Origin of the sequence: Mycoplasmopsis fermentans PG18 (assembly GCF_000209735.1) — a bacterium.
Classification (GTDB): domain Bacteria; phylum Bacillota_I; class Bacilli_A; order Mycoplasmatales; family Metamycoplasmataceae; genus Mycoplasmopsis; species Mycoplasmopsis fermentans.
Genome location: NC_021002.1, coordinates 890,821 through 910,517 on the forward strand (window position 1 = coordinate 890,821; position 19,697 = coordinate 910,517).

The 19,697-nt window shown below is 33.9% G+C and carries 22 protein-coding genes, 2 rRNA genes and 1 pseudogene; 2 read left to right on the top strand and 23 right to left on the bottom strand.

Annotated features, from left to right (window positions below):
- Window positions 1–374 (top strand): IS3 family transposase (locus MBIO_RS04010; protein WP_158305111.1); only part of this gene is annotated, 374 nt, incomplete at its 5' end.
- Between the two features lie 97 nt (window positions 375–471).
- Entirely contained in the window at window positions 472–1,203 is a 732-nt protein-coding gene (locus tag MBIO_RS04015) for a DNA-processing protein DprA (protein ID WP_013527027.1), read from the top strand.
- On the opposite strand, the gene MBIO_RS04020 is transcribed toward MBIO_RS04015, so the two are convergent.
- The 23 genes and pseudogenes from MBIO_RS04020 to rplX all read right to left on the bottom strand — a co-directional run bounded on the left by MBIO_RS04020 (window position 1,200) and on the right by rplX (window position 19,693).
- Window positions 1,200–2,048 (bottom strand): HAD family hydrolase, encoded by an 849-nt coding sequence (locus MBIO_RS04020; RefSeq protein WP_013354835.1) that lies wholly within the window; start codon window positions 2,046–2,048, stop codon window positions 1,200–1,202. The two genes, MBIO_RS04015 and MBIO_RS04020, sit on opposite strands and share 4 nt — an antisense overlap.
- Window positions 2,049–2,247: 199 nt before the next feature.
- Window positions 2,248–3,114 (bottom strand): energy-coupling factor transporter transmembrane component T family protein, encoded by an 867-nt coding sequence (locus tag MBIO_RS04025; protein ID WP_013527028.1) that lies wholly within the window; start codon window positions 3,112–3,114, stop codon window positions 2,248–2,250.
- Window positions 3,114–4,025, bottom strand: coding sequence for an energy-coupling factor transporter ATPase (locus MBIO_RS04030; protein WP_041594258.1), 912 nt, complete (start codon window positions 4,023–4,025; stop codon window positions 3,114–3,116). Before MBIO_RS04030 ends, MBIO_RS04025 begins: the two co-directional genes overlap by 1 nt.
- On the bottom strand, window positions 4,016–4,813 hold the full coding sequence (locus tag MBIO_RS04035) for an energy-coupling factor transporter ATPase (protein WP_013354838.1): 798 nt from the start codon (window positions 4,811–4,813) through the stop codon (window positions 4,016–4,018). The genes MBIO_RS04030 and MBIO_RS04035 overlap by 10 nt, the downstream gene beginning before the upstream one ends.
- 461 nt (window positions 4,814–5,274) lie before the next feature.
- Window positions 5,275–5,634, bottom strand: a pseudogene (gene rplQ / locus MBIO_RS04040) (50S ribosomal protein L17); the annotation flags it as partial.
- The gene (locus tag MBIO_RS04045; protein ID WP_013354840.1) at window positions 5,634–6,647 is read right to left on the bottom strand and encodes a DNA-directed RNA polymerase subunit alpha; all 1,014 of its coding nucleotides are present in this window, start codon (window positions 6,645–6,647) and stop codon (window positions 5,634–5,636) included. The gene MBIO_RS04045 and the pseudogene rplQ, both read right to left, overlap by 1 nt.
- Window positions 6,648–6,665: 18 nt before the next feature.
- The gene (gene rpsK / locus MBIO_RS04050; protein ID WP_013354841.1) at window positions 6,666–7,052 is read right to left on the bottom strand and encodes a 30S ribosomal protein S11; all 387 of its coding nucleotides are present in this window, start codon (window positions 7,050–7,052) and stop codon (window positions 6,666–6,668) included.
- Window positions 7,053–7,074: 22 nt separating this feature from the next.
- Complete coding sequence (gene rpsM / locus MBIO_RS04055) at window positions 7,075–7,446, bottom strand: 30S ribosomal protein S13 (protein WP_013354842.1); 372 nt, start codon at window positions 7,444–7,446, stop codon at window positions 7,075–7,077.
- A 10-nt stretch (window positions 7,447–7,456) separates the two neighbouring features.
- Entirely contained in the window at window positions 7,457–7,570 is a 114-nt protein-coding gene (gene rpmJ / locus MBIO_RS04060; RefSeq protein WP_013354843.1) for a 50S ribosomal protein L36, read from the bottom strand.
- Window positions 7,571–7,587: 17 nt separating this feature from the next.
- Window positions 7,588–7,803, bottom strand: coding sequence for a translation initiation factor IF-1 (gene infA / locus MBIO_RS04065; protein ID WP_013354844.1), 216 nt, complete (start codon window positions 7,801–7,803; stop codon window positions 7,588–7,590).
- Window positions 7,804–8,553 (bottom strand): type I methionyl aminopeptidase, encoded by a 750-nt coding sequence (map, locus tag MBIO_RS04070; protein WP_041594259.1) that lies wholly within the window; start codon window positions 8,551–8,553, stop codon window positions 7,804–7,806.
- A gap of 27 nt (window positions 8,554–8,580) precedes the next feature.
- Complete coding sequence (locus MBIO_RS04075) at window positions 8,581–9,243, bottom strand: adenylate kinase family protein (protein WP_013354846.1); 663 nt, start codon at window positions 9,241–9,243, stop codon at window positions 8,581–8,583.
- The gene (secY, locus tag MBIO_RS04080) at window positions 9,237–10,736 is read right to left on the bottom strand and encodes a preprotein translocase subunit SecY (protein WP_041594283.1); all 1,500 of its coding nucleotides are present in this window, start codon (window positions 10,734–10,736) and stop codon (window positions 9,237–9,239) included. The genes MBIO_RS04075 and secY overlap by 7 nt, the downstream gene beginning before the upstream one ends.
- A gap of 313 nt (window positions 10,737–11,049) precedes the next feature.
- Window positions 11,050–13,933, bottom strand: a 23S ribosomal RNA gene (locus MBIO_RS04085).
- A gap of 313 nt (window positions 13,934–14,246) precedes the next feature.
- Window positions 14,247–15,759 (bottom strand): 16S ribosomal RNA (locus tag MBIO_RS04090).
- Together the 16S and 23S rRNA genes form the textbook arrangement of a ribosomal RNA operon.
- Window positions 15,760–16,082: 323 nt before the next feature.
- The gene (rplO, locus tag MBIO_RS04095) at window positions 16,083–16,523 is read right to left on the bottom strand and encodes a 50S ribosomal protein L15 (protein ID WP_013354763.1); all 441 of its coding nucleotides are present in this window, start codon (window positions 16,521–16,523) and stop codon (window positions 16,083–16,085) included.
- 54 nt (window positions 16,524–16,577) lie between these two features.
- On the bottom strand, window positions 16,578–17,288 hold the full coding sequence (gene rpsE, locus MBIO_RS04100) for a 30S ribosomal protein S5 (RefSeq protein ID WP_041594260.1): 711 nt from the start codon (window positions 17,286–17,288) through the stop codon (window positions 16,578–16,580).
- Between the two features lie 2 nt (window positions 17,289–17,290).
- A complete protein-coding gene (gene rplR / locus MBIO_RS04105) occupies window positions 17,291–17,656 on the bottom strand; it encodes a 50S ribosomal protein L18 (protein WP_013354765.1) in 366 nt (121 codons plus the stop codon).
- Between the two features lie 26 nt (window positions 17,657–17,682).
- Window positions 17,683–18,222 (bottom strand): 50S ribosomal protein L6, encoded by a 540-nt coding sequence (rplF, locus tag MBIO_RS04110; protein ID WP_013354766.1) that lies wholly within the window; start codon window positions 18,220–18,222, stop codon window positions 17,683–17,685.
- 11 nt (window positions 18,223–18,233) lie between these two features.
- Window positions 18,234–18,629, bottom strand: a complete 396-nt coding sequence (rpsH, locus tag MBIO_RS04115) for a 30S ribosomal protein S8 (protein WP_013354767.1) — start codon at window positions 18,627–18,629, stop codon at window positions 18,234–18,236.
- Between the two features lie 2 nt (window positions 18,630–18,631).
- On the bottom strand, window positions 18,632–18,817 hold the full coding sequence (locus MBIO_RS04120; RefSeq protein WP_013354768.1) for a type Z 30S ribosomal protein S14: 186 nt from the start codon (window positions 18,815–18,817) through the stop codon (window positions 18,632–18,634).
- Between the two features lies 1 nt (window position 18,818).
- Window positions 18,819–19,364 carry a 50S ribosomal protein L5 gene (gene rplE / locus MBIO_RS04125; protein WP_013354769.1) on the bottom strand — a complete coding sequence of 182 codons (546 nt, stop codon included), beginning with the start codon at window positions 19,362–19,364 and terminating at the stop codon, window positions 18,819–18,821.
- 2 nt (window positions 19,365–19,366) lie between these two features.
- Window positions 19,367–19,693 carry a 50S ribosomal protein L24 gene (gene rplX, locus MBIO_RS04130; protein ID WP_013354770.1) on the bottom strand — a complete coding sequence of 109 codons (327 nt, stop codon included), beginning with the start codon at window positions 19,691–19,693 and terminating at the stop codon, window positions 19,367–19,369.
- Between the last annotated feature and the right edge of the window lie 4 nt (window positions 19,694–19,697).

Consider the following 19,697-nt stretch of genomic DNA (forward strand, 5'->3'; position numbering starts at 1 on the left):
CGCCTAATTTAAGAATGGTTGGTAAAATGTTAGAAAACGTAGAAGAGAATGGCCACAGCTTAAAAAATGTATTATTACATTCTGATCAAGGATGACAATACACTCATCAAGATTATATTGATTATTTGAAAGAAAAACAAACAACTCAAAGCATGTCAAGAAAGGGAAATTGTTTAGACAATAGTCCTACTGAATGTTTATTTAGTGTTATAAAAAGAGAATTTTGATTTGGAGAAGAAAAGAAATTTAATAGTTTTAAAGAATTTAAAACTGCTTTAGGAGAATATATTTCATATTATAATAATGACAGAATTGTTAATAAATTAAAAGGACTTAGTCCTGTCCAATACAGGAATAAGTCCAAACATAATTAAAAAGTCCAATTTTTGGGGTTCATACCACAAAAAACAAAGATTTTTATTTTTTTTAATAAATTATGTAAAAAATGGCTAGGTATATATAGGAGGAGAAATGAATGAATTATTAGTTTATTTAAGTTATAAATATGAAGGGAATATTTTTGAAATTTACAAATTTTTGAAAAATAAGAAAAAAATTAATCAAGCAGAAATAGATATAGTATTAAAGGAGCTAGAAGAAAAAGGTATTAAGTATATAACAGCTTTAGACGAAAATTTTCCAGAGATATTAAAAAATTTTCGTTATTCGCCATATGTTCTTTTTTATAAAGGCAATATTGGCTTATTAAATAAGAAAGCAGTTTGCTTAACTGGAGATATTGAAAGTCCAATTGTGGACATCAATATTAAGAAATCACAAAATACATTTTTGGAGAATTATCCTTTAATAACGAATGATTTCAAGAATTTAGATCAAAAATTTGTTGAAATATATCGTCAAAATAAAAAAGAAATAATCCATGTATTGCCTTATGGATTAGATTATATAAAGGAAACTATAAATTTAGATACAGAATTGTATATTAGTCAATATCCACCACAAACTCATGCTAAATTATTTAGATTTAAAGAAAGGAACATTTTAGTTTCATTTTTAGCTGAATTTTTAATTGTTTATAGCAGCAAAAGCGACTCGGGTATTTTGAGTCTTGCAACAGCTTTTGCTAACAATAATAAGGAAGTGTATTGTTATCCGGGTTTAAGTTATGATGATGGAAACAATTATTTAATTAAATTAGGAGCTAATCTAATTACGCAAATTGCAGAAGTACAATATTATTAATTTTTGTCGTCTAAAATTTCATTAATTGCTTGACCAATAGCGCCAGTTAAATTAGAACCTATAACTCTATCGGCAGCTACTTTTGCTTCTTCAGTGGCATTTCCCATTGCAAAACCAATGTGAGCATTTTTTAACATTTCAATATCATTGCCACTATCACCAAAAGTATAGAGCTCATGAACATTAATTTTTAAATAGTCTAGAAGTGAACTTAAACCATTTCACTTAGTTACACCTAAAGGATTAACATCAGTGTAAATTGAGTTTGTTAAGAAAACTTTTTGTTTATCTTTTAATTTATTTTGAAAATACTTTGTGGTTTCTGCTGCAGTAATTAATGGATTTCTTAATGCCATTTGAGTAACTTTACTATTATTATCTTTAAGAACTTTTTCTAAATCTGAATATGGTTTTAAGAAATTTGAATTTTTATCTGTTAATTTTGTTTGATCTTTAACTCATTCTGGTAATATATTTTTATCACTATTTCTAGATCATGCACCATTAAATTCAGGAGTATCAATAGTTAAAATTAAATCATGAGCTTGAGCATAATCAAAAAGATCATTAAATATATCTTTATTAACTTCGCCTAAAACTTTATAATAATCTTTTTCAACATCATAAAATAATGCACCATTTGAACATACAAAATAATTAATGCCTTTAATTGATTTTAAAAGTGGTAAAGTTTTTTGCAAACCACGACCAGTACAAATGATATTTGCATGTCCTAAATTATATGATTTTAAAATTGCTTCTTGAGTTTCTGGATGAGTATTAACTCCATCTGTTAATAATGTGCCATCCAAGTCAAAAGCAAACACTTTTCTTTTGTTTTGCATAATGCGCTCCTTACTATATTCATTAATTATATTATTTTACCATTTTTTTCAATCTTTTTTAAAAAAGACTATTAAGGCAAATTATAAACCAGGACAAAAGAATTAGACTTAAATCCCAAAAAGATTTAAGTCTTTTTGTACTAGTTTATTATTCTAAAACATCTGTTTTATAGGCAAAAAATAAAAAAGCATGAATGCTTTAATATTTGAAATATGTGAACTTGTATCAGAATGGTAAGAAATCATATTTTGCACTTTGACTAAATGCCACAAATAGAATCAAACCAACTATCAATATAAAGAATAAAATATCTAATCAACCTATTCTTAATTTACGATATCTTGTTCTTTTTGCATAAGGATCATAACCCCTAGTTTCCATAGCATTTGATAAGTCTTCCGCTTTAGCAAAAGAAGTAACAAACAATGGAATAATTAATGTTGTAAATGATTTAACTTTTTCTTTAATTTTTCCATTCTTAAAGTCAACTCCACGACTTGCTTGAGCTTTCATTATTCTTTGTGCTTCTTCAAAAAGAGTAGGAATAAATCTTAATGCAATCGAAATAATCATAGCAATTATGTGAGTTGGAATGAATAGAAGTTTAAATGGAAACATCAAGTCTTCAAGTGCTTTAGTAAGTAGTATTGGTTTGGTTGTAATCAATAATAAAGAAGTAACCATAATCATAATGTAAATTCTTATAATTAATGCTCCAGTTCTTGCTAAAGCTTCTAAAGTTAAGGCATATTCACTATGGCCACCTCAGGGTATTATTCTTGTATAGTCCGAGTCAGGTTTTAACTTCATAGTATAGATATTAACAAAGAGAATAAAGAAACCAATAATTAGAGGCATAATCATTAATCTAAATAAAGGATATATTTTTCTTGAACCAATAACAAATGCAATCATTAGAGGTACTAATAAAACAGCTAAAGAGACAAAGTAATTAACAATAAAAGTTAAAACAATATAAATAATATTGATTATCAATTTTAACCTTGGATCAATTTTATGAATTATTGTTTCATGTGGATAATAACGACCAATAGGAGATTTCATTATACACCTCCTTTCATTCTTTTATTTAAGAATGCAGCTAGTTCATCAATAGATGTAACTTTAGGCACACTAATGCCTCTTTCCTCTAATTTAGAAACGAATTCTAATAATTTTGGAGGTTCCATATTGTTTTCTTTTAAGAATTTTGTATTCCTTAATACTTCATAAGTATCACCATCTTTAACAACTTTTCCATCTTTAAAAATTAATACTCTTTTTGCTACTTCTAAAACATTATCCAAATCATGTGTAATAATAATAACCGTTTTACCTTGTTGATGAAGTTTATTAAAAATTTCTAAAACTTCTCTAACTCCAACTGGATCTAATCCAGCTGTTGGTTCATCAGCAATTAAAATGTCGGGTTCCATAGCTAAAATTCCAGCTAAAGCAACACGCCTTTTTTGACCACCACTTAAACCAAAAGGTGATTTATTCAAGTAACTTTCATCCAAACCTACTAACTCAAGATATTTTTTAGCTTTTTCATAAGCTTCAGTTTTATGCACACCAAAGCTTCTTGGTCCAAAAGCAATATCATCTTTAATAGTAGATTCAAACAATTGGTATTCAGCAAATTGAAATACTATTCCAACTCTTTTACGAATATCTTTAGATTTCTTAACTCTTTTTTGTCTTGCTTTAACAATATATGAATCAATAAATTTTTCTTTTTCTTTTGTTTTCTTATTTATTTTTTCATTTTCAAAAATTCATTCAATTGAACCATTTCATGGCAAAATAAGAGCATTTAAATGCTCTATGAATGTAGTTTTACCTGAGCCAGTTTGTCCAATTATTCCTATATATTCGCCTTGATTGATTGTTACATTAATACCACTTAATGCTTTAAATTCCATAGGAGTTCTACGACTAAAAATATGTTCTAAATCTTTAACTTTTATTTGCATAGTTGATTTAATAACTCCTCTTCATTATATGTTGATTCAATATTTTCAATTTTTTCACTGAGCTTATAAATAAAAGGTGAATCAATTTTAGCTAATTCAATGATTTCATGATTTTTTAAAATTTCTTTAGGTGAGCCACTTGCAACAACTTGACCTTTAGAAAAAACTAAGCAATAATCAGCTTGAATAGCTTCATCCATATCATGAGTAATTGAAATTAAAGTTTTTTGACGAGTTTTTTGGATTTCTCTAATAATTTTTAAAACTTGACTTTTACCTCTTGGATCAAGCATTGAAGTTACTTCATCAAAAATTATGATTTCAGGATTTAAAGCTAAAACAGAAGCTATGGCAACGCGTTGCTTTTGACCTCCTGAAAGGAATTGAGGTTCTCTTGTCAAATAGTCCTTCATTCCTACTTTTTCAGCTAAATCATCAATAATAGGTTTCATTTCTTTTTGTGGAATGCATTGATTTTCTAAACCAAAGGCAATATCATCTTCAACACTAGCGCCAACAAATTGGTTATCAGGGTTTTGGAAAATAATGCCAATTTTCTTTCTTATTTCTCTGATTGTTTTTTTAGAAATAACTGTTCCATTTATTTCAATAGAACCTGAAGAAGGTTTATACAAAGCAACAAGCAATTTACTGAATGTACTTTTACCTGATCCATTGTGACCTAATATAGCAACATATTTACCATCTGGAATGGTAAAATTAAGCCCATTGAGAGCTTTTGTTTTTGATTCTGGATAAGAAAAAACTAGGTCCTGTACTTTAATCATAAAAATATTATATTATGAAATGATTTTTTTAAAAACCAATAAAATATTTTTTATTTATAAAAAACAAAAATGTTTAATTTTTATTATTTCTAAAATACTAAATTCTTGAAGATATAATTCAACAATTTTTATCTTTTGATCAAGATTTAATTTTAAATAGCCTTTTATTTCTCTATTTCATTTGTTTCTTTTTTAAATTTGAATTGCATAAAAGTGAACCCCTTTCCAAAAAGTCTGGAATTTGGGGTTCACTCTAAATGTGCCTTATTGTGTGATTAAAATAATCAAATTATGTATGTTGAATTTAGTCTAAAACAGCTATAAAACTGTCTTATTGGTAAAAATTATTATTTAGTTACTTTAGCATCTTTTTTGCTTTTTGTTGCTTTTGATGCTGTAGTTTTTGTGTCTTTGTCTTTTGATGTTTTTTCTGCTTTGTTTGTTTTAACTTTGTCGCCTTTAACTAATTCAATAATAGCCATAGGTGCATTGTCTCCATCACGTGAAACCAATTTGTAAATACGTGTGTATCCACCATTACGGTTTAAGTAACTTGGAGCAATTTCTTCAAATAAAACTCTTAAAACATCTTTACCATCTGTGTTTTTAATTGTACGTAAGAAACTTGCAGCAATACGACGGTTTGCTAAAGTTGGGTTTTTTGCTTTGGTAATTAATTTTTCTGCATGGCGACGTAATTCTTTAGCACGAATAAGTGTTGTAGTTAAACGTCCGTGGATGAAAAGTTCACTAACTAAGGTACGAATAACACCTTTTCTTCATTTAGTATCACGACTATAAATTTGTTTTGGGTTAGCCATTATTCTTCTCCTTTACTTAGTTCATATCCATATTCTTTTAAACGTTGTTGAATTTCATCAAGTGATTTACGACCAAGGTTTTTAACTTGTTCTAATTCTTCAAGTGACATTTCAGCTACTTGAGAAATCTTTGTTTTACCAATTCTTTTAAGTGCATTCAATGAACGTACCGAAAGATTTAATGAATTGATATCAACATCATTGTCGTTTGTTTCTTGAGTTTGTTCACTTTCTTCTGCAAATACATTTACTTTCATTTCATCAACATTACCAATCAATTTGAAGTGACCAACTAAGATTTCACAAGCTTGTTGTAATGCACTCTTAGGATCAACTGTTCCATCTGTTTGGAATGAGAAGGTTAATCTTTCTTCAATTTTGTTTGATGATGAGTTTAATTCTTCAACTGTGTAGTTAACTTTTTCAATTGGACTAAAGTTACTATCTGTAGCAATAAAAATTCCGTTTTTGATTTTTGATTCCATTCTAGTTGTAATTGAAGAGTTATTAAGTAATTTCTTATTTTCTTCATTAGAAATAAAGCCACGACCTGGTCTTAAATATAATTCAATATTTAATTTGTGTTTACCATTTGCTGATAAGTGAGCAATTTCTAATGATTTGTTTAAAATTTCAATACTTGAGTTGTTTACTTCTAATAATCTTGAAGTAACTTCTCCTGGTTGATCAGCTTTTAATGTTACTTTAATAATTTCGTCATCTTTAACAAATTCTGGGTTGTATTGGAATTTTACTTTTCTTAAATTCATAATAATTGTGGCAACGTCTTCTACGCAACCATCAACTACTTGGAATTCATGATTAACATCTTCAATTTTGATTGCAAATAATGCTAATGAAGTAATGTTTGAAAGTAAAATACGACGAAGAGCAACACCTAATGTTTGACCCATACCACGTTCAAGTGGTTGAAGAGTAAATGCAGTTACATTTGAAGTTGAATTATTTAATTTAGTAACCTTTTGGTACTCTAATTTTGTCATTTTTTCCATAATTATTCAACTCCTTTACTATTTTTTAGCTTCACGTTTAAGAATACGTTTTGGAGGTCTTGTTCCGTTGTGTGGAACTGGTGTAACATCTCTAATTTCTGTTACTGTGATACCGGCAACTTCAATTTGTTTTCTAGCAGCGTCTTTACCTGCACCTAAACCTTTTAATTGAACTTTTACGCTTTTAATACCATGTTCTTTGGCAGCTTCAGCAGCTGCTTGTGCAGCTAAACCAGCTGCATAAGGGGTTTTCTTTTTGGTCCCTTTGTAACCAATAGCACCTGAAGAACTTCATGCAATTACGTTTCCTTTTTCGTCAGCAAAGGTAACAATAGTATTTTGGTTTGTTGAGTGAATGTGCGCTACACCATTTGTTATATTTTTCTTTTTGGTTTTTCTAGCCATAATTAATTCCTCTTCCTATCTATTATTTAGTTGATTTTTTACCTGCAACTGTTTTACGAGGACCTTTACGTGTACGAGCATTCTTTTGTGTACATTGACCTCTAACAGGTAAACCTTTTCTGTGACGAATACCACGGTAGCATTTGATTTCCATTAAACGTTTGATGTTTAAACTGGTTTCACGACGAAGATCACCTTCAGTTGTGTATTCTTTAGCTACTTCACGAATTGCTGATAATTGTTCTTCTGATAAATCTTTAACTCTAAGATTTTCATCAATTTTTGCTTTAGCACAAATTTCTTGTGCTCTAGTTCTTCCTATACCATAAATGTATGTTAATGAGATAACAACACGTTTATTGTTAGGAATTTCAATATTTAAAATTCTAGCCATTTAATTCCTCTTATCCTTGTCTTTGTTTGTGTTTTGGTTGTGAGCAAATTACCCGAATAATTCCTTTACGTTTGATAACACGACAATCTTTACACATTCTTTTTACACTAGCTCTAACTTTCATATAATTCTCCTATAAATCTATTTGTGACGATATGTTATTCGTCCTAAAGATAAATTGTAAGGACTAATTTCAACATCGACAGTATCTCCAGGCAAAATACGAATGTGATTTACACGCATTTTTCCTGAAATGTGAGCTTTAATGAGCATGCCGTTTTCAAGTTCAACATCATATTCATCTGTTGAATAAGCTTCTTTGACAACAGCTTTCATTTTGATTGCGTCTTTTGCCATTTAGATTCCTTTCGTTAATATAATACCTTTGCCATCTTTAATTAAAACAGTGTGTTCGTAGTGAGCTGCATTTAAACCGCTAGCGCTAACAACGGTTCATTTATCTTTTTTAACTTTGATTCTAGCATTTTGTTGTAAAATCATTGGCTCAATACAAATTACCATTCCATCTTTTAATAATGGTCCACTACCAGCATGGCCATCATTAAATACATAAGGGTCTTCATGAACTTCACGTCCAATTCCATGCCCACAGTATTGACTTGGTGTATATAAATTATTTTGTCTTATTACTTGACCAATAGCGTGACTAACATCTCCCACTCTTGCACCAGGTTTAATCGCATTAAAACCTGCATAGAATGATTCTTGAGCCACTATAATTATTTTTTTATCACTTTCATTGATATTACCAACACCTTTAGTGAAGGCACTATCGCTGTTCATTCCTTTGTAAGTACATCCCATGTCGACTTTAACTATGTCGCCATCTTGAATAATGTAATCACTTGGAATTCCATGGATCAATTCTTCATTTATTGAGATGCAACAGGTTGCTGGAAAACCATATAAGCCTTTAAAAGCTGGTTGTGCACCTCTTTTTACTATTTCATTAAAAGCGACTGAATCCACTTCTTTTAATGAAACCCCTGGTCTTACAAAGTCATAAACTATTTGTTTAACTTCTGCCAGGATTTTGCAGCTTTGAGTAATATTAATAATTTCTTGTTCATTTTTAATAGTTATCATAAGCAGCTTCTTTCTACTTTTAGCAAATTAGTTTTTTAATTTCGCTAAAGATTCAACAATATTTTTTGCTATAGTTTCTGGATCACTTGTAGCATCAAATGTTAATAATAAATTATATTTTTTGTAATAATCAAGCAATGGTGCTGTTTGATCATGATAAACTTTTTGACGTACTTTAATAGCTTCAATTGAGTCGTCTTTTCTTAAGATTAATTCAGCTCCACATTTATCACAATATTTGCCTTTAGTTGAAGGCATAAAATCAATATGGAAACTTGCTTTACATTTAGGACATTGTCTACGTCCATTTAATCTTTTTAAAATAACATCTTCAGGAGCACTTAATTCAAGAGCTACATATTTAAAGTTTGAAATACTATCTAAAAAGTTAACTTGGTCAATAGTACGTGGATAACCATCAAGCATAATAATCTTTTTAGCTTTGATTAAAGCTTGAATTTTATTTTTAACAATAGTATTTGTAATGTCGTCTGGTACATATTGTCCTGCTTCAACTATCTTTTTAACTTGTAAACCAAGTTCACTTTGTGAAGCTATTTCTTCACGAAAGATATTACCAGTTGAAACATGTACTAGTCCATATTTTTCAGCTATTATAGCAGCCACTGTACCTTTTCCTACACCAGGAGGCCCCATAAAAACTATATGTTGTTTAATTTTACTTATCATAATAAGCCATCTCCATTTTTGTATTTATCATATTCTTTTGAAACGTCTTCAGATTTTTGATCATTTGTTGCAAAAGGATCATTTTCTTGATATTTGTTTTGGAAGTTAAGCACATCTGCAGCTTCTTTTGAAAGACGTTTTTGTTTTGCAAGATGTTGACTTTTACGGCGTGCCATGAATTGTTGAATAGTTTCAAGAGCAACTGATACTAAAATCATCATACCTGTACCACCAAAACTTACTATAGCTGGAATTTGTAATCATAAAATCATTATGTATTGGAATGAAGCTAAGAATACTAAATAGAAACCACTGAAGGTGCAAAGTCTTAAAACAACACCTATTAAATAATCTTCAGTTTCTTCTCCAGGTCTAATACCAGGAATAAATGTTGAGTTCTTTGCAAAGTCTTCTGAAATCTTGTCAATTCTTGATTGTTGCAATCCAATTATGTAACTAAAGAAGAATGTAATTAGAATCAATAATGACAAGCCTAGTGGTTGAGTGAATTGCATATTGGCTTCAATTCATAATTTGCCAGAATTACCTTTTGGAAGTATTCTAGATATCATAATTGGGAAGCTGACTAGCATTGAGGCGAAGATTATTGGCATAATTCCACCGGGATTTAATTTAATTGGCAATTTACCCATTTCATTAATATTTCTACTACGTCCAGCACCAATTTGTTGAATAGGTACATGTCTTTCAGCATTGTAAACTAAAGCAATAATAAATAACAATGCAAAGTAAACAAATAAGTAAGTTAAGAATTTTAATGCTCCAACAAAAATTGCTGCTGTACTTTCACTACCAACAAATAAGCTAAATGCTCCTTTAAATTGACTTTGTAATTGGAATGCAATACCAACAAAAATAATTAAGCTTGTACCATTTCCTAAACCTTTATCTGTAATTTGTTCAGCAATGAATAATGAGAACAATGATCCACCAATTAAGATTAAAGGCAATATTAAGTAGATTGTAACTTCTCGAGGGAGTTTTTGAATTGGAGTAAATCCAATAAATGGATTGTCACCTAAACTAAGTGATTTAGTAAGCAAGATAGCTTGAGGGAATGCAATAAACAAAGTCAAAATTCTTGTAATGATATTTAATTTTCTCCGACCTTGTGGTCCACTTTGACTAAGTTTTTGAATTGGAGGGAAAAGTTTGGTTTGTAAAAGAGACATTATCAAGCTGGCATTAATGAATGGACTAATTCCAAGTGCTGCAAGTGAGAAGTTTTTAAGACCTCCACCGCCAACAAGGTTTAATGTATTTAAGAATGGGTCATCATTAATATTTACATCAGATAATTTAACAAAAGGAGCTTTGATTGTTGTCATTAAAATATAGATTGATAACAACAATAATGTATAAAGCAATTTTTTAGTAATTTCTTTAGTACTTCAGAAAACTATTCATTTGTTTTTGAAGTTATAAAAAAATTTTGAAATCTTAAATCCTACATTTGAGAAAAATTTCTTCATATATTCAACCCTCACTTTCATTGCAAAAACCAATTCAACTTTGTCTCTTATAAAATACTTTATTATTATATAATAAACTACCAAATTTTATAGTAAAAGTTTAATAAAAAAACTTATATTTTTTTAGCCTTAAAATAAATAAAAAATATTTTAGTTTTTTAGTATTTTAAAAAAATAAAAAAATTTCACCAAATCCTTTGTTTTATAGGCTTTTTGGTAAAAAAATGAATAAAAAAATGTCACACTCGTGACACATGTTCTCTGAAAACTGAATAGTAACAATAATTCATTGAAATGTCATAAATACACTTCTACTTTTAAACCGATCGATTTATTAGTATTGGTCAGCTCAACGTATTACTACGCTTACACCTCCAACCTATCAACCTCATAGTCTATAAGGAATCTCAAGGGAATACTTATCTCTGAGGAGGCTTCCCACTTAGATGCTTTCAGCGGTTATCCTTTCCGTACTTAGCTACCCAGCTATGCTCCTGGCGGAACAACTGGAACACCAGTGGTACGTCCACTCCGGTCCTCTCGTACTAAGAGCGGCTCTCATCAATATTCCAACGCCCACATCAGATAGGGACCAAACTGTCTCACGACGTTTTGAACCCAGCTCGCGTACCGCTTTAATGGGCGAACAGCCCAACCCTTGGAACCGACTCCAGCTCCAGGATGCGATGAGCCGACATCGAGGTGCCAAACCTTGCCGTCGATGTGATCTCTTGGGCAAGATAAGCCTGTTATCCCCAGGGTAACTTTTATCCGTTGAGCGACTGCCATTCCACAATGTACAGCCGGATCACTAAGTCCTGCTTTCGCACCTGCTCGACTTGTAAGTCTCACAGTCAAGCACACTTCTACCTTTGCGCTCTACATACGGTTTCTGACCGTACTGAGTGTACCTTTGAACGCCTCCGTTACTCTTTAGGAGGCGACCGCCCCAGTCAAACTACCCGTCACGCACTGTCCACCCACCTGATGATGATGGCATGTTAGAAACTCAATATACCAAGGGTGGTATTTCAAGGATGACTCCACGAGAACTAGCGTCCTCGCTTCAAAGTCTCCCACCTATCCTACACATGTTAGACCAAGTTCCAATACGAAACTGTAGTAAAGCTCCATGGGGTCTTTTCGTCTTGATGCGGGTACCCAGCGTTTTCACTGGGACCATAATTTCACCGAGTCTAGTGTTGAGACAGTTGAGAGATCATTGCGCCTTTCGTGCAGGTCAGTATTTAGCCGACAAGGAATTTCGCTACCTTAGGACCGTTATAGTTACGGCCGCCGTTCACCCGGGCTTCATTTCAACGCTTCGCAAATGCTAACGCATCCACTTAACCTTCGGGCACTGGGCAGGCTTCACCCCCTATACATCACCTTGCGGTTTAGCAGAGAGCTGTGTTTTTGATAAACAGTTGCCCCTCATAATTTACTGTGGCCTAAGTGTTACCTTAGGCGCCCCTTCTTGCGAACTTACGGGGTCATTTTGCAGAGTTCCTTAACACTAGTTTTCTCGCTCGCCTTAGAATACTCATCTCGGGGACGTGTGTCCGTTCTCGGTACAGGTTTCCATAATATTAAGTTTAGAAGCTTTTCTTGGAAGTGTGGAATCATCTAATTCGGTTTGACCCTATGCATCACGCCTCCCGGTTATAGACTGCGGATTTGCCTACAGTCACCAGTGAACGCTTACCCCACAATCCAGTAAGTGGTAAGATTATCCTCCTCCGTCACTCCATCACTATTATAGAAAGTACAGGAATATTAACCTGTTGTCCATCGGCTACGCTTTTCAGCCTCGTCTTAGGTCCTGACTAACCCTGGGTGGACGAACCTTGCCCAGGAAACCTTCCCCAATAGGCGTCGTAGATTCTCACTACGAATCGTTACTCATACCGGCATTCTCACTTCCTAGCGCTCCACCAGTCCTCACGGTCTGACTTCATTGCCCTAGGAACGCTCCTCTAACGTAAATATAATTACCCGCGGCTTCGGTATCGTGTTTTAGTCCCGTTAAATTGTTGGCGCAAGGTCTCTTGACTAGTGAGCTATTACGCACTCTTTAAAAGGTGGCTGCTTCTGAGCCAACTTCCTAGTTGTTTATGAAACCTCACAACCTTTCTCACTTAACACGATTTTGGGACCTTAGCCGGCGATCTGGGTTGTTGCCCTCGCGAGCCGGGACGTTAGCACCCCGGTTCCGACTGCATAGCAATACATAGCGGTATTCGGAGTTTGATTATAGTCAGTACCCCTAGGCGAGGCCATTCCATATTCAGTGCTCTACCACCACTACTTAACACTACACGCTAGCCCTAAAGCTATTTCGAGGAGAACCAGCTATCTCCAAGTTCGATTGGAATTTCTCCACTATTCACAAGTCATCCGGGCACTTTTCAGCGTACTACGGTTCGGCCCTCCGCTTGGGGTTAGCCAAGTTTCAGCCTGCTCATGAATAGATCACATGGTTTCGGGTATATGACAACATACTAAGACGCCCTATTAAGACTCGATTTCTCTACGGCTCCGCTTTTTTCTGCTTAACCTCGCATGCTGTCATAACTCGCCGGTCCATACTGCAAGATGTACGCCATCACCCATAAACGGGCTCTGACTAATTGTAAGTAAGTGGTTTCAGAATCTATTTCACTCCCCTCTCGGGGTTCTTTTCACCTTTCCCTCACGGTACTAGTTCACTATCGGTGTCTGATTAGTATTTAGCCTTACCGGGTGGTCCCGGCAGATTCAGACAGGGTTCCACGTGCCCCGCCCTACTCAGGATACGATCAGAAGACTTAACAATTTCACATACGGGGGTATCACCCTCTATGCCGCTTCTTCCCAAAAGCTTCTGCTATCATTAAGTTTTGTAACTTCATGTAGATCGTCCTACAACCCCCATTGCTGGGTTTGGGCTCTTTCTCGTTCGCTCGCCGCTACTAAAGAAATCATTGTTTATTTTCTCTTCCTCTTGCTACTAAGATGTTTCAGTTCACAAGGTGTCTCACTCAAGTTCCTATGAATTCAGAACAAGGCAACTAGGCATTACCCTAGTTAGGTTTCCCCATTCGGAAATCCCCGTTTCATAGCATATTTCCGGCTCCACGAGGCTTATCGCAGGTAATCACGTCCTTCATCGACTTTCAGACCCAAGGCATCCACCACAAACTCTTCCTTATTTAAAAGTATTTTCCTATTGTTATAGTTTGTTATGATGTGTATTTTAAGACATTTCAATGAATCATAATTAATATGATTTTCTCGATGAAATCAAAACAAATTAACCATTTAATTTAATTTTGATGTCGTTGTAAATATCAAAAAATTTACTATTCAGTTTTCAAAGAACAAATGAGAGAAAAAAATATTGTTCTCTCAAAACTAGATATAAAGCTTTAGACCCATAAAAAAGCCACATAACAAAAAATATATAAATAAAATAGGTCTAGTGAAATAAGGTTAATAGTACTTTAAAAAGTACTCTTTTGTACTCCGTAGAAAGGAGGTGATCCATCCCCACGTTCTCGTAGGGATACCTTGTTACGACTTAACCCCAGTCACCAGTCCTGCCTTAGGCAGTTTGTTTATAAACCGACTTCGGGCATTACCAGCTCCCATGGTTTGACGGGCGGTGTGTACAAGACCCGAGAACGTATTCACCGTAGCGTAGCTGATCTACGATTACTAGCGATTCCGACTTCATGTAGTCGAGTTGCAGACTACAATCCGAACTGAGACCGGTTTTTTGAGGTTTGCTCCATGTCACCACTTCGCTTCTCTTTGTACCGGCCATTGTAGCACGTGTGTTGCCCCACTCGTAAGAGGCATGATGATTTGACGTCATCCCCACCTTCCTCCCGATTACTCGGGCAGTCTCCTTAGAGTCCTCAACTAAATGGTAGTAACTAAGGATAAGGGTTGCGCTCGTTGCAGGACTTAACCAAACATCTCACGACACGAGCTGACGACAACCATGCACCATCTGTCATTCTGTTAACCTCCACTATGTCTCCATAGCTTTGCAGAAGATGTCAAGAGTGGGTAAGGTTCTACGCGTATCTTCAAATTAAACCACATGCTCCACCGCTTGTGCGGATCCCCGTCAATTCCTTTAAGTTTTATTCTTGCGAACGTACTACTCAGGCGGATCATTTAATGCGTTAGCTGCGCCGATGAGTTCCCCATCAGCTAATGATCATCGTTTAGGGCGTGGACTACCAGGGTATCTAATCCTGTTTGCTCCCCACGCTTTCGTCTCTCAGTGTCAGTATATGTCCAGTTAGCTGCCTTCGCCATCTTGGTGTTCTTCCTTATATCTACGCATTTCACCGCTTCACAAGGAATTCCGCTAACCTCTACACAACTCTAGCCTGCCAGTATCCAACGCGTTTTGGGGTTGAGCCCCAAAATTTAACGCCAGACTTAACAAACAACCTACAGACGCTTTACGCCCAATAATTCCGGATAACGCTTGCAACCTATGTATTACCGCGGCTGCTGGCACATAGTTAGCCGTTGCTTTCTAATAAGGTACCGTCAAAACAAAATCATTTCCTATTCTGTCTTTTCTTCCCTTACCACAGAAGTTTACAATCCATAGGACCTTCATCCTTCACGCTGTGTCGCTCCATCAGGCTTTCGCCCATTGTGGAATATTCCCTACTGCTGCCTCCCGTAGGAGTCTGGGCCGTATCTCAGTCCCAGTGTGGCGGTTCAGTCTCTCAACCCCGCTAAACATCATCGCCTTGGTGGGCCGTTACCTCACCAACTAGCTAATGTTACGCACCCCGCTCCTCCAGCGAAGCAAACGCTTCTTTTCCGTAATCTTCATGCGAAAACTACGAGTATTTGAAATTATCGACTGTTTCCAGTCGCTATGCCAAACTGAAGGGTACGTTGAGCACGTGTTACTCACCCATTCGCCGCTAAGGTATTGCTACCTTCGCTCGACATGCATGTATTAGGCACACAGCCAGCGTTCATCCTGAGCCAGGATCAAACTCTCGAAAAAATTGACTGTCATGTTTATATATCTAGTTTTCAAAGAACAATTGCGCACTCTATGGTTTATAGATTGCTTTTTAATTATATATAATAAAAAATTAAAGAGAAGAAAATTTTTTTATTTTTTTTCAAAAATTTTGGCAAGTTAATTTTAAGAGCAAAAAAACTAATTTTTTGCCTATAAAATAAGATATTTTGGTTACTTTAATAATTTATTTAGTTAGCTAAATATTGCAAAAAATATGAAATAAAAAAGCAAGGTTACTCCTTACTTCTTTATATTATTAATAGAAATACTTTTTTATAGACTAACAATAGTTAGGTTGCAAACTATAATAAAGTAACTTTTCCACCTTTAGCTTCGATTGCATCAATAGCACTTTTTGAAGCTGCATGAAGATTAACATTGAATTTTTTAGTTACTTGACCATTACCCAATAATTTAACAGGCATTTGTCTTTTAATCAAATTAGCTTTGAATAATGCTTCTAAGTCAATAGTTGCATTTGCTTTAAAGTTGTTTTCTAAATCAACTAAATTAATAATTTGGTATTCGATGTGGTTAACATTGGTAAATCCACGTTTTCCAATACGACGGAATCAAGGTGTTTGACCACCTTCAAATCCTAGTCTGTGACCCTTACGTTTGTTTTGTCCACTTTGACCTTTACCAGCTTGTTTACCTTTTCCAGCAGCATGTCCGCGACCAACACGGTGTTTTTCAACACGTGAGCCAGCGGTAGGTCTTAATGATTGTAATGTTGAGTTCATTTTAGTCCTTTCCTTTATGTAAATAAATTTTTAATTTTACTTAGTCTAAATTAATTAGGCTAAAAGATCTTTAACATCTTTACCACGAATGTCAGCAATTTGTTCTGGTGTTCTTAAAGCTTGAAGAGCTTTTAAAGTTGCTCTAACAATGTTTGCTTTTGAACGTGAACCATAAGTTTTGGTATAAATATCGGTGTAACCTGCAAGTTCAACAACTGCTCTAACTGTACCACTAGCAACAATACCTTTACCTTTTGTATCAGGTTTAAGCATAACTCTTGAAGCTAAGAATTTAGCATGAACTTCATGAGGTACTGTGATTTTGTTTTGAATTGGAACTGTAATAAGGTGATTTTTAGCATCTTTAACTGCTTTTTTGATTGAGTCAGGAACTTCGTTTGCTTTTCCATGCCCAAAACCAACACGTCCTTTTTTGTCACCAACAACTACAAAAGCTGCAAATGAGAAACGACGTCCACCTTTAACAACTTTAGTTACACGTGAGATATTAACAACTTTTTCGCTGAATTCATTGTCGCTAGCATCAAAGTGATTACGACGGTCACGGCGATTGCCTTTTTCGAATTTACCTTGTGGACGAGAGTTTTGAGAAATTTTTTGACCTTGAGGTCTTTTTTCTCAAATTTGTTTTTTATCTTTGTTTTCAGCTTTAGCTTTAGGAGCTACAACTTCTTTAGTTCCTTGAGCTTGGGCTTCTTTAGGTTGTTCTTTATTAACAACTTTCTTTACTTCTGCTTCTGCCATAATTAGAATTTAACTCCTTTAGCTATACTTCTAACACCTTCTGCGAAGGCTTTAACACGTCCATGATAAATGTAACCTGAACGATCGAATACTATTTCTTTTAATTTAAGGGCTGCAATTTTAGCACCCATTGCTTCACCAGCTTTAGTTGCTGAAGCAATGTTTCCGTGGTATTTAACTTTAGCTTTAGGATCAAGTGTTGAAACACTTGCTAAAGTGTGTCCTGTTGTATCGTCAATTAGTTGTGCATAAAAGTTTGTATGAGATTTGAATACGCAAAGACGTGGTTTAGTAGCAGTACCTGAAATACTTTGACGTTCACGTAAGTGTTTAACTTGACGTGCTTGATTACGAGATAATGTAGCCATAATATTTTTTCCTTTCAACTAAACTACTATTTAGAAGCAGTTTTTCCTTCTTTAATACGAATGTATTCGCCTTTGTATGAAATCCCTTTACCTGAGTATGAGTTAGGACGACGAACATCATGCACAACAGCAGCAAATTGACCAACTTTTTCTTTGTCAATACCACTAATAATGATTTCAAGAGGTTTTGGAACTTCAACTTTAACACCTTCTGGTACACTTAGACTAACTATGTGGCTGTAACCAACAGTTAATTCTAAAGTTTGACCATTAAGTGCAGCTTTGTAACCAACACCTTTGATTGCTAATTCTTTTTTGAAACCTTTTGAAACACCTTCAAGCATGCCTTGAATTAAAGCATTTGTTGTTCCGTGTAATTGTTTTGTGTGTTTTTCTTCATTAGCACGGAGGGTTGTAATTTGATTATTTTCAATTTTAATTGCAATAAGTGGGCTGAATGTTTTTTCTAATTGGCCTAATGAACCTTTAACATTTAAGGTTGTACCATTTAAATTAACTTCAACACCTGCAGGGATATTTAATACTCTATTTCCAACACGAGACATAAAGCACCTCCCTATCAAATGTAGGCAATGATTTCACCACCCACATTTTCCTTACGAGCTTGTTTTTCAGTCATCATTCCTTTTGAAGTTGAAATGATTGCTGTACCATAACCTGATAAAATGGTAGGTAATTTGTCAGCTGAAGTATAAACTTTAAGACCTGGTTTTGAAACACGTTTAAAGTCAACAATTGCACTTTGGTTGTTTTTGTATTTTAATGAAACTTCAAGTACTTTGTCTTTACCTTGGCCTTTTGTAACAAAGTTTGTAATGTAACCTTCATTTTGAAGAATTTCTAGAATTTTAGCTTTTTTATTTGAAAAAGGAATAGCTACAGTTTTGAATTTACGTTGATTAGCGTTTTTGATTCTAACAATCATATCTGAAATTGGATCTGTGATAAACATAATTATCAACTCGCTTTCTTCATGCCAGGAATTTTTCCTTCATGAGCTAAATTACGGAAACAAATACGGCAAATCTTGTATTTTCTTAAAACTGCGTGTGGACGTCCACATAATTCACAACGTGTGTAAGCACGTGTTGAGAATTTAGGATGTTTCTTTTGTTTTGCTTTTAATGAAACTTTAGCCATATTATCTATCTCCTTTAATAAATGGAATGCCGATTAATTCTAATAAACTTCTAGCTTCTTCATCTTTATTTGTGCTTGTGATTAATTGAACATCAAGTCCCTTGATGTGACGAATTTTGTCAAATTCGATTTCTGGGAAAATAATTTCTTCTTTAACACCTAATGAGTAGTTTCCTCTACCATCGAATGCTTTAGGGTTGGCACCACGGAAATCACGAATACGTGGCATTGCAACATTAATTAATTTTTCTAAAAAGTCTCACATACGATCACGACGTAGTGTAACTTTACCACCCATAGGCATGCCTTCACGAAGTTTTCATGAAGCATTTGATTTTTTAGCTCTGGTTTGGAATGGTTTTTGACCTGAAATTTGAGTAAGTTCATTAAGAACTTCTTCGATAGCTTTAGAGTTTGTTACTTCTTTACCTGCTGTCATATTCAAAACAATTTTTTCTAAACGTGGTACTTGCATAACTGATGAATAGTTATATTTTTTCATTAATGCAGGTACAACTGTTTTTGTGTAATAAGCTTTTAAATTCATAATTAAATTTCCTTCTTAGTTTTACGAGCAACTCTAACTTTAGTGTTACCTTTAACTTTAAAACCAACTTTTGAATATTGAGCAGCACCACTTTTGGTAGCTTTTTTAGTAACGATTGCAAGATTTGAAATGTGAATAGGAGCTTCAACGTTCTTGATTGAACCTTCTGTATTACTTTGACTTGGTTTTACGTGTTTAGTTACTACGTTTACATCTTTTACATATGCACGGTTTGTTTTAAAATTTGTTCTAATAATACGACCAATTTTACCTTTATTGCTTCCTGCAATAACAATAACTTCGTCGTTCTTCTTAAGTTTTAATTTCATAATT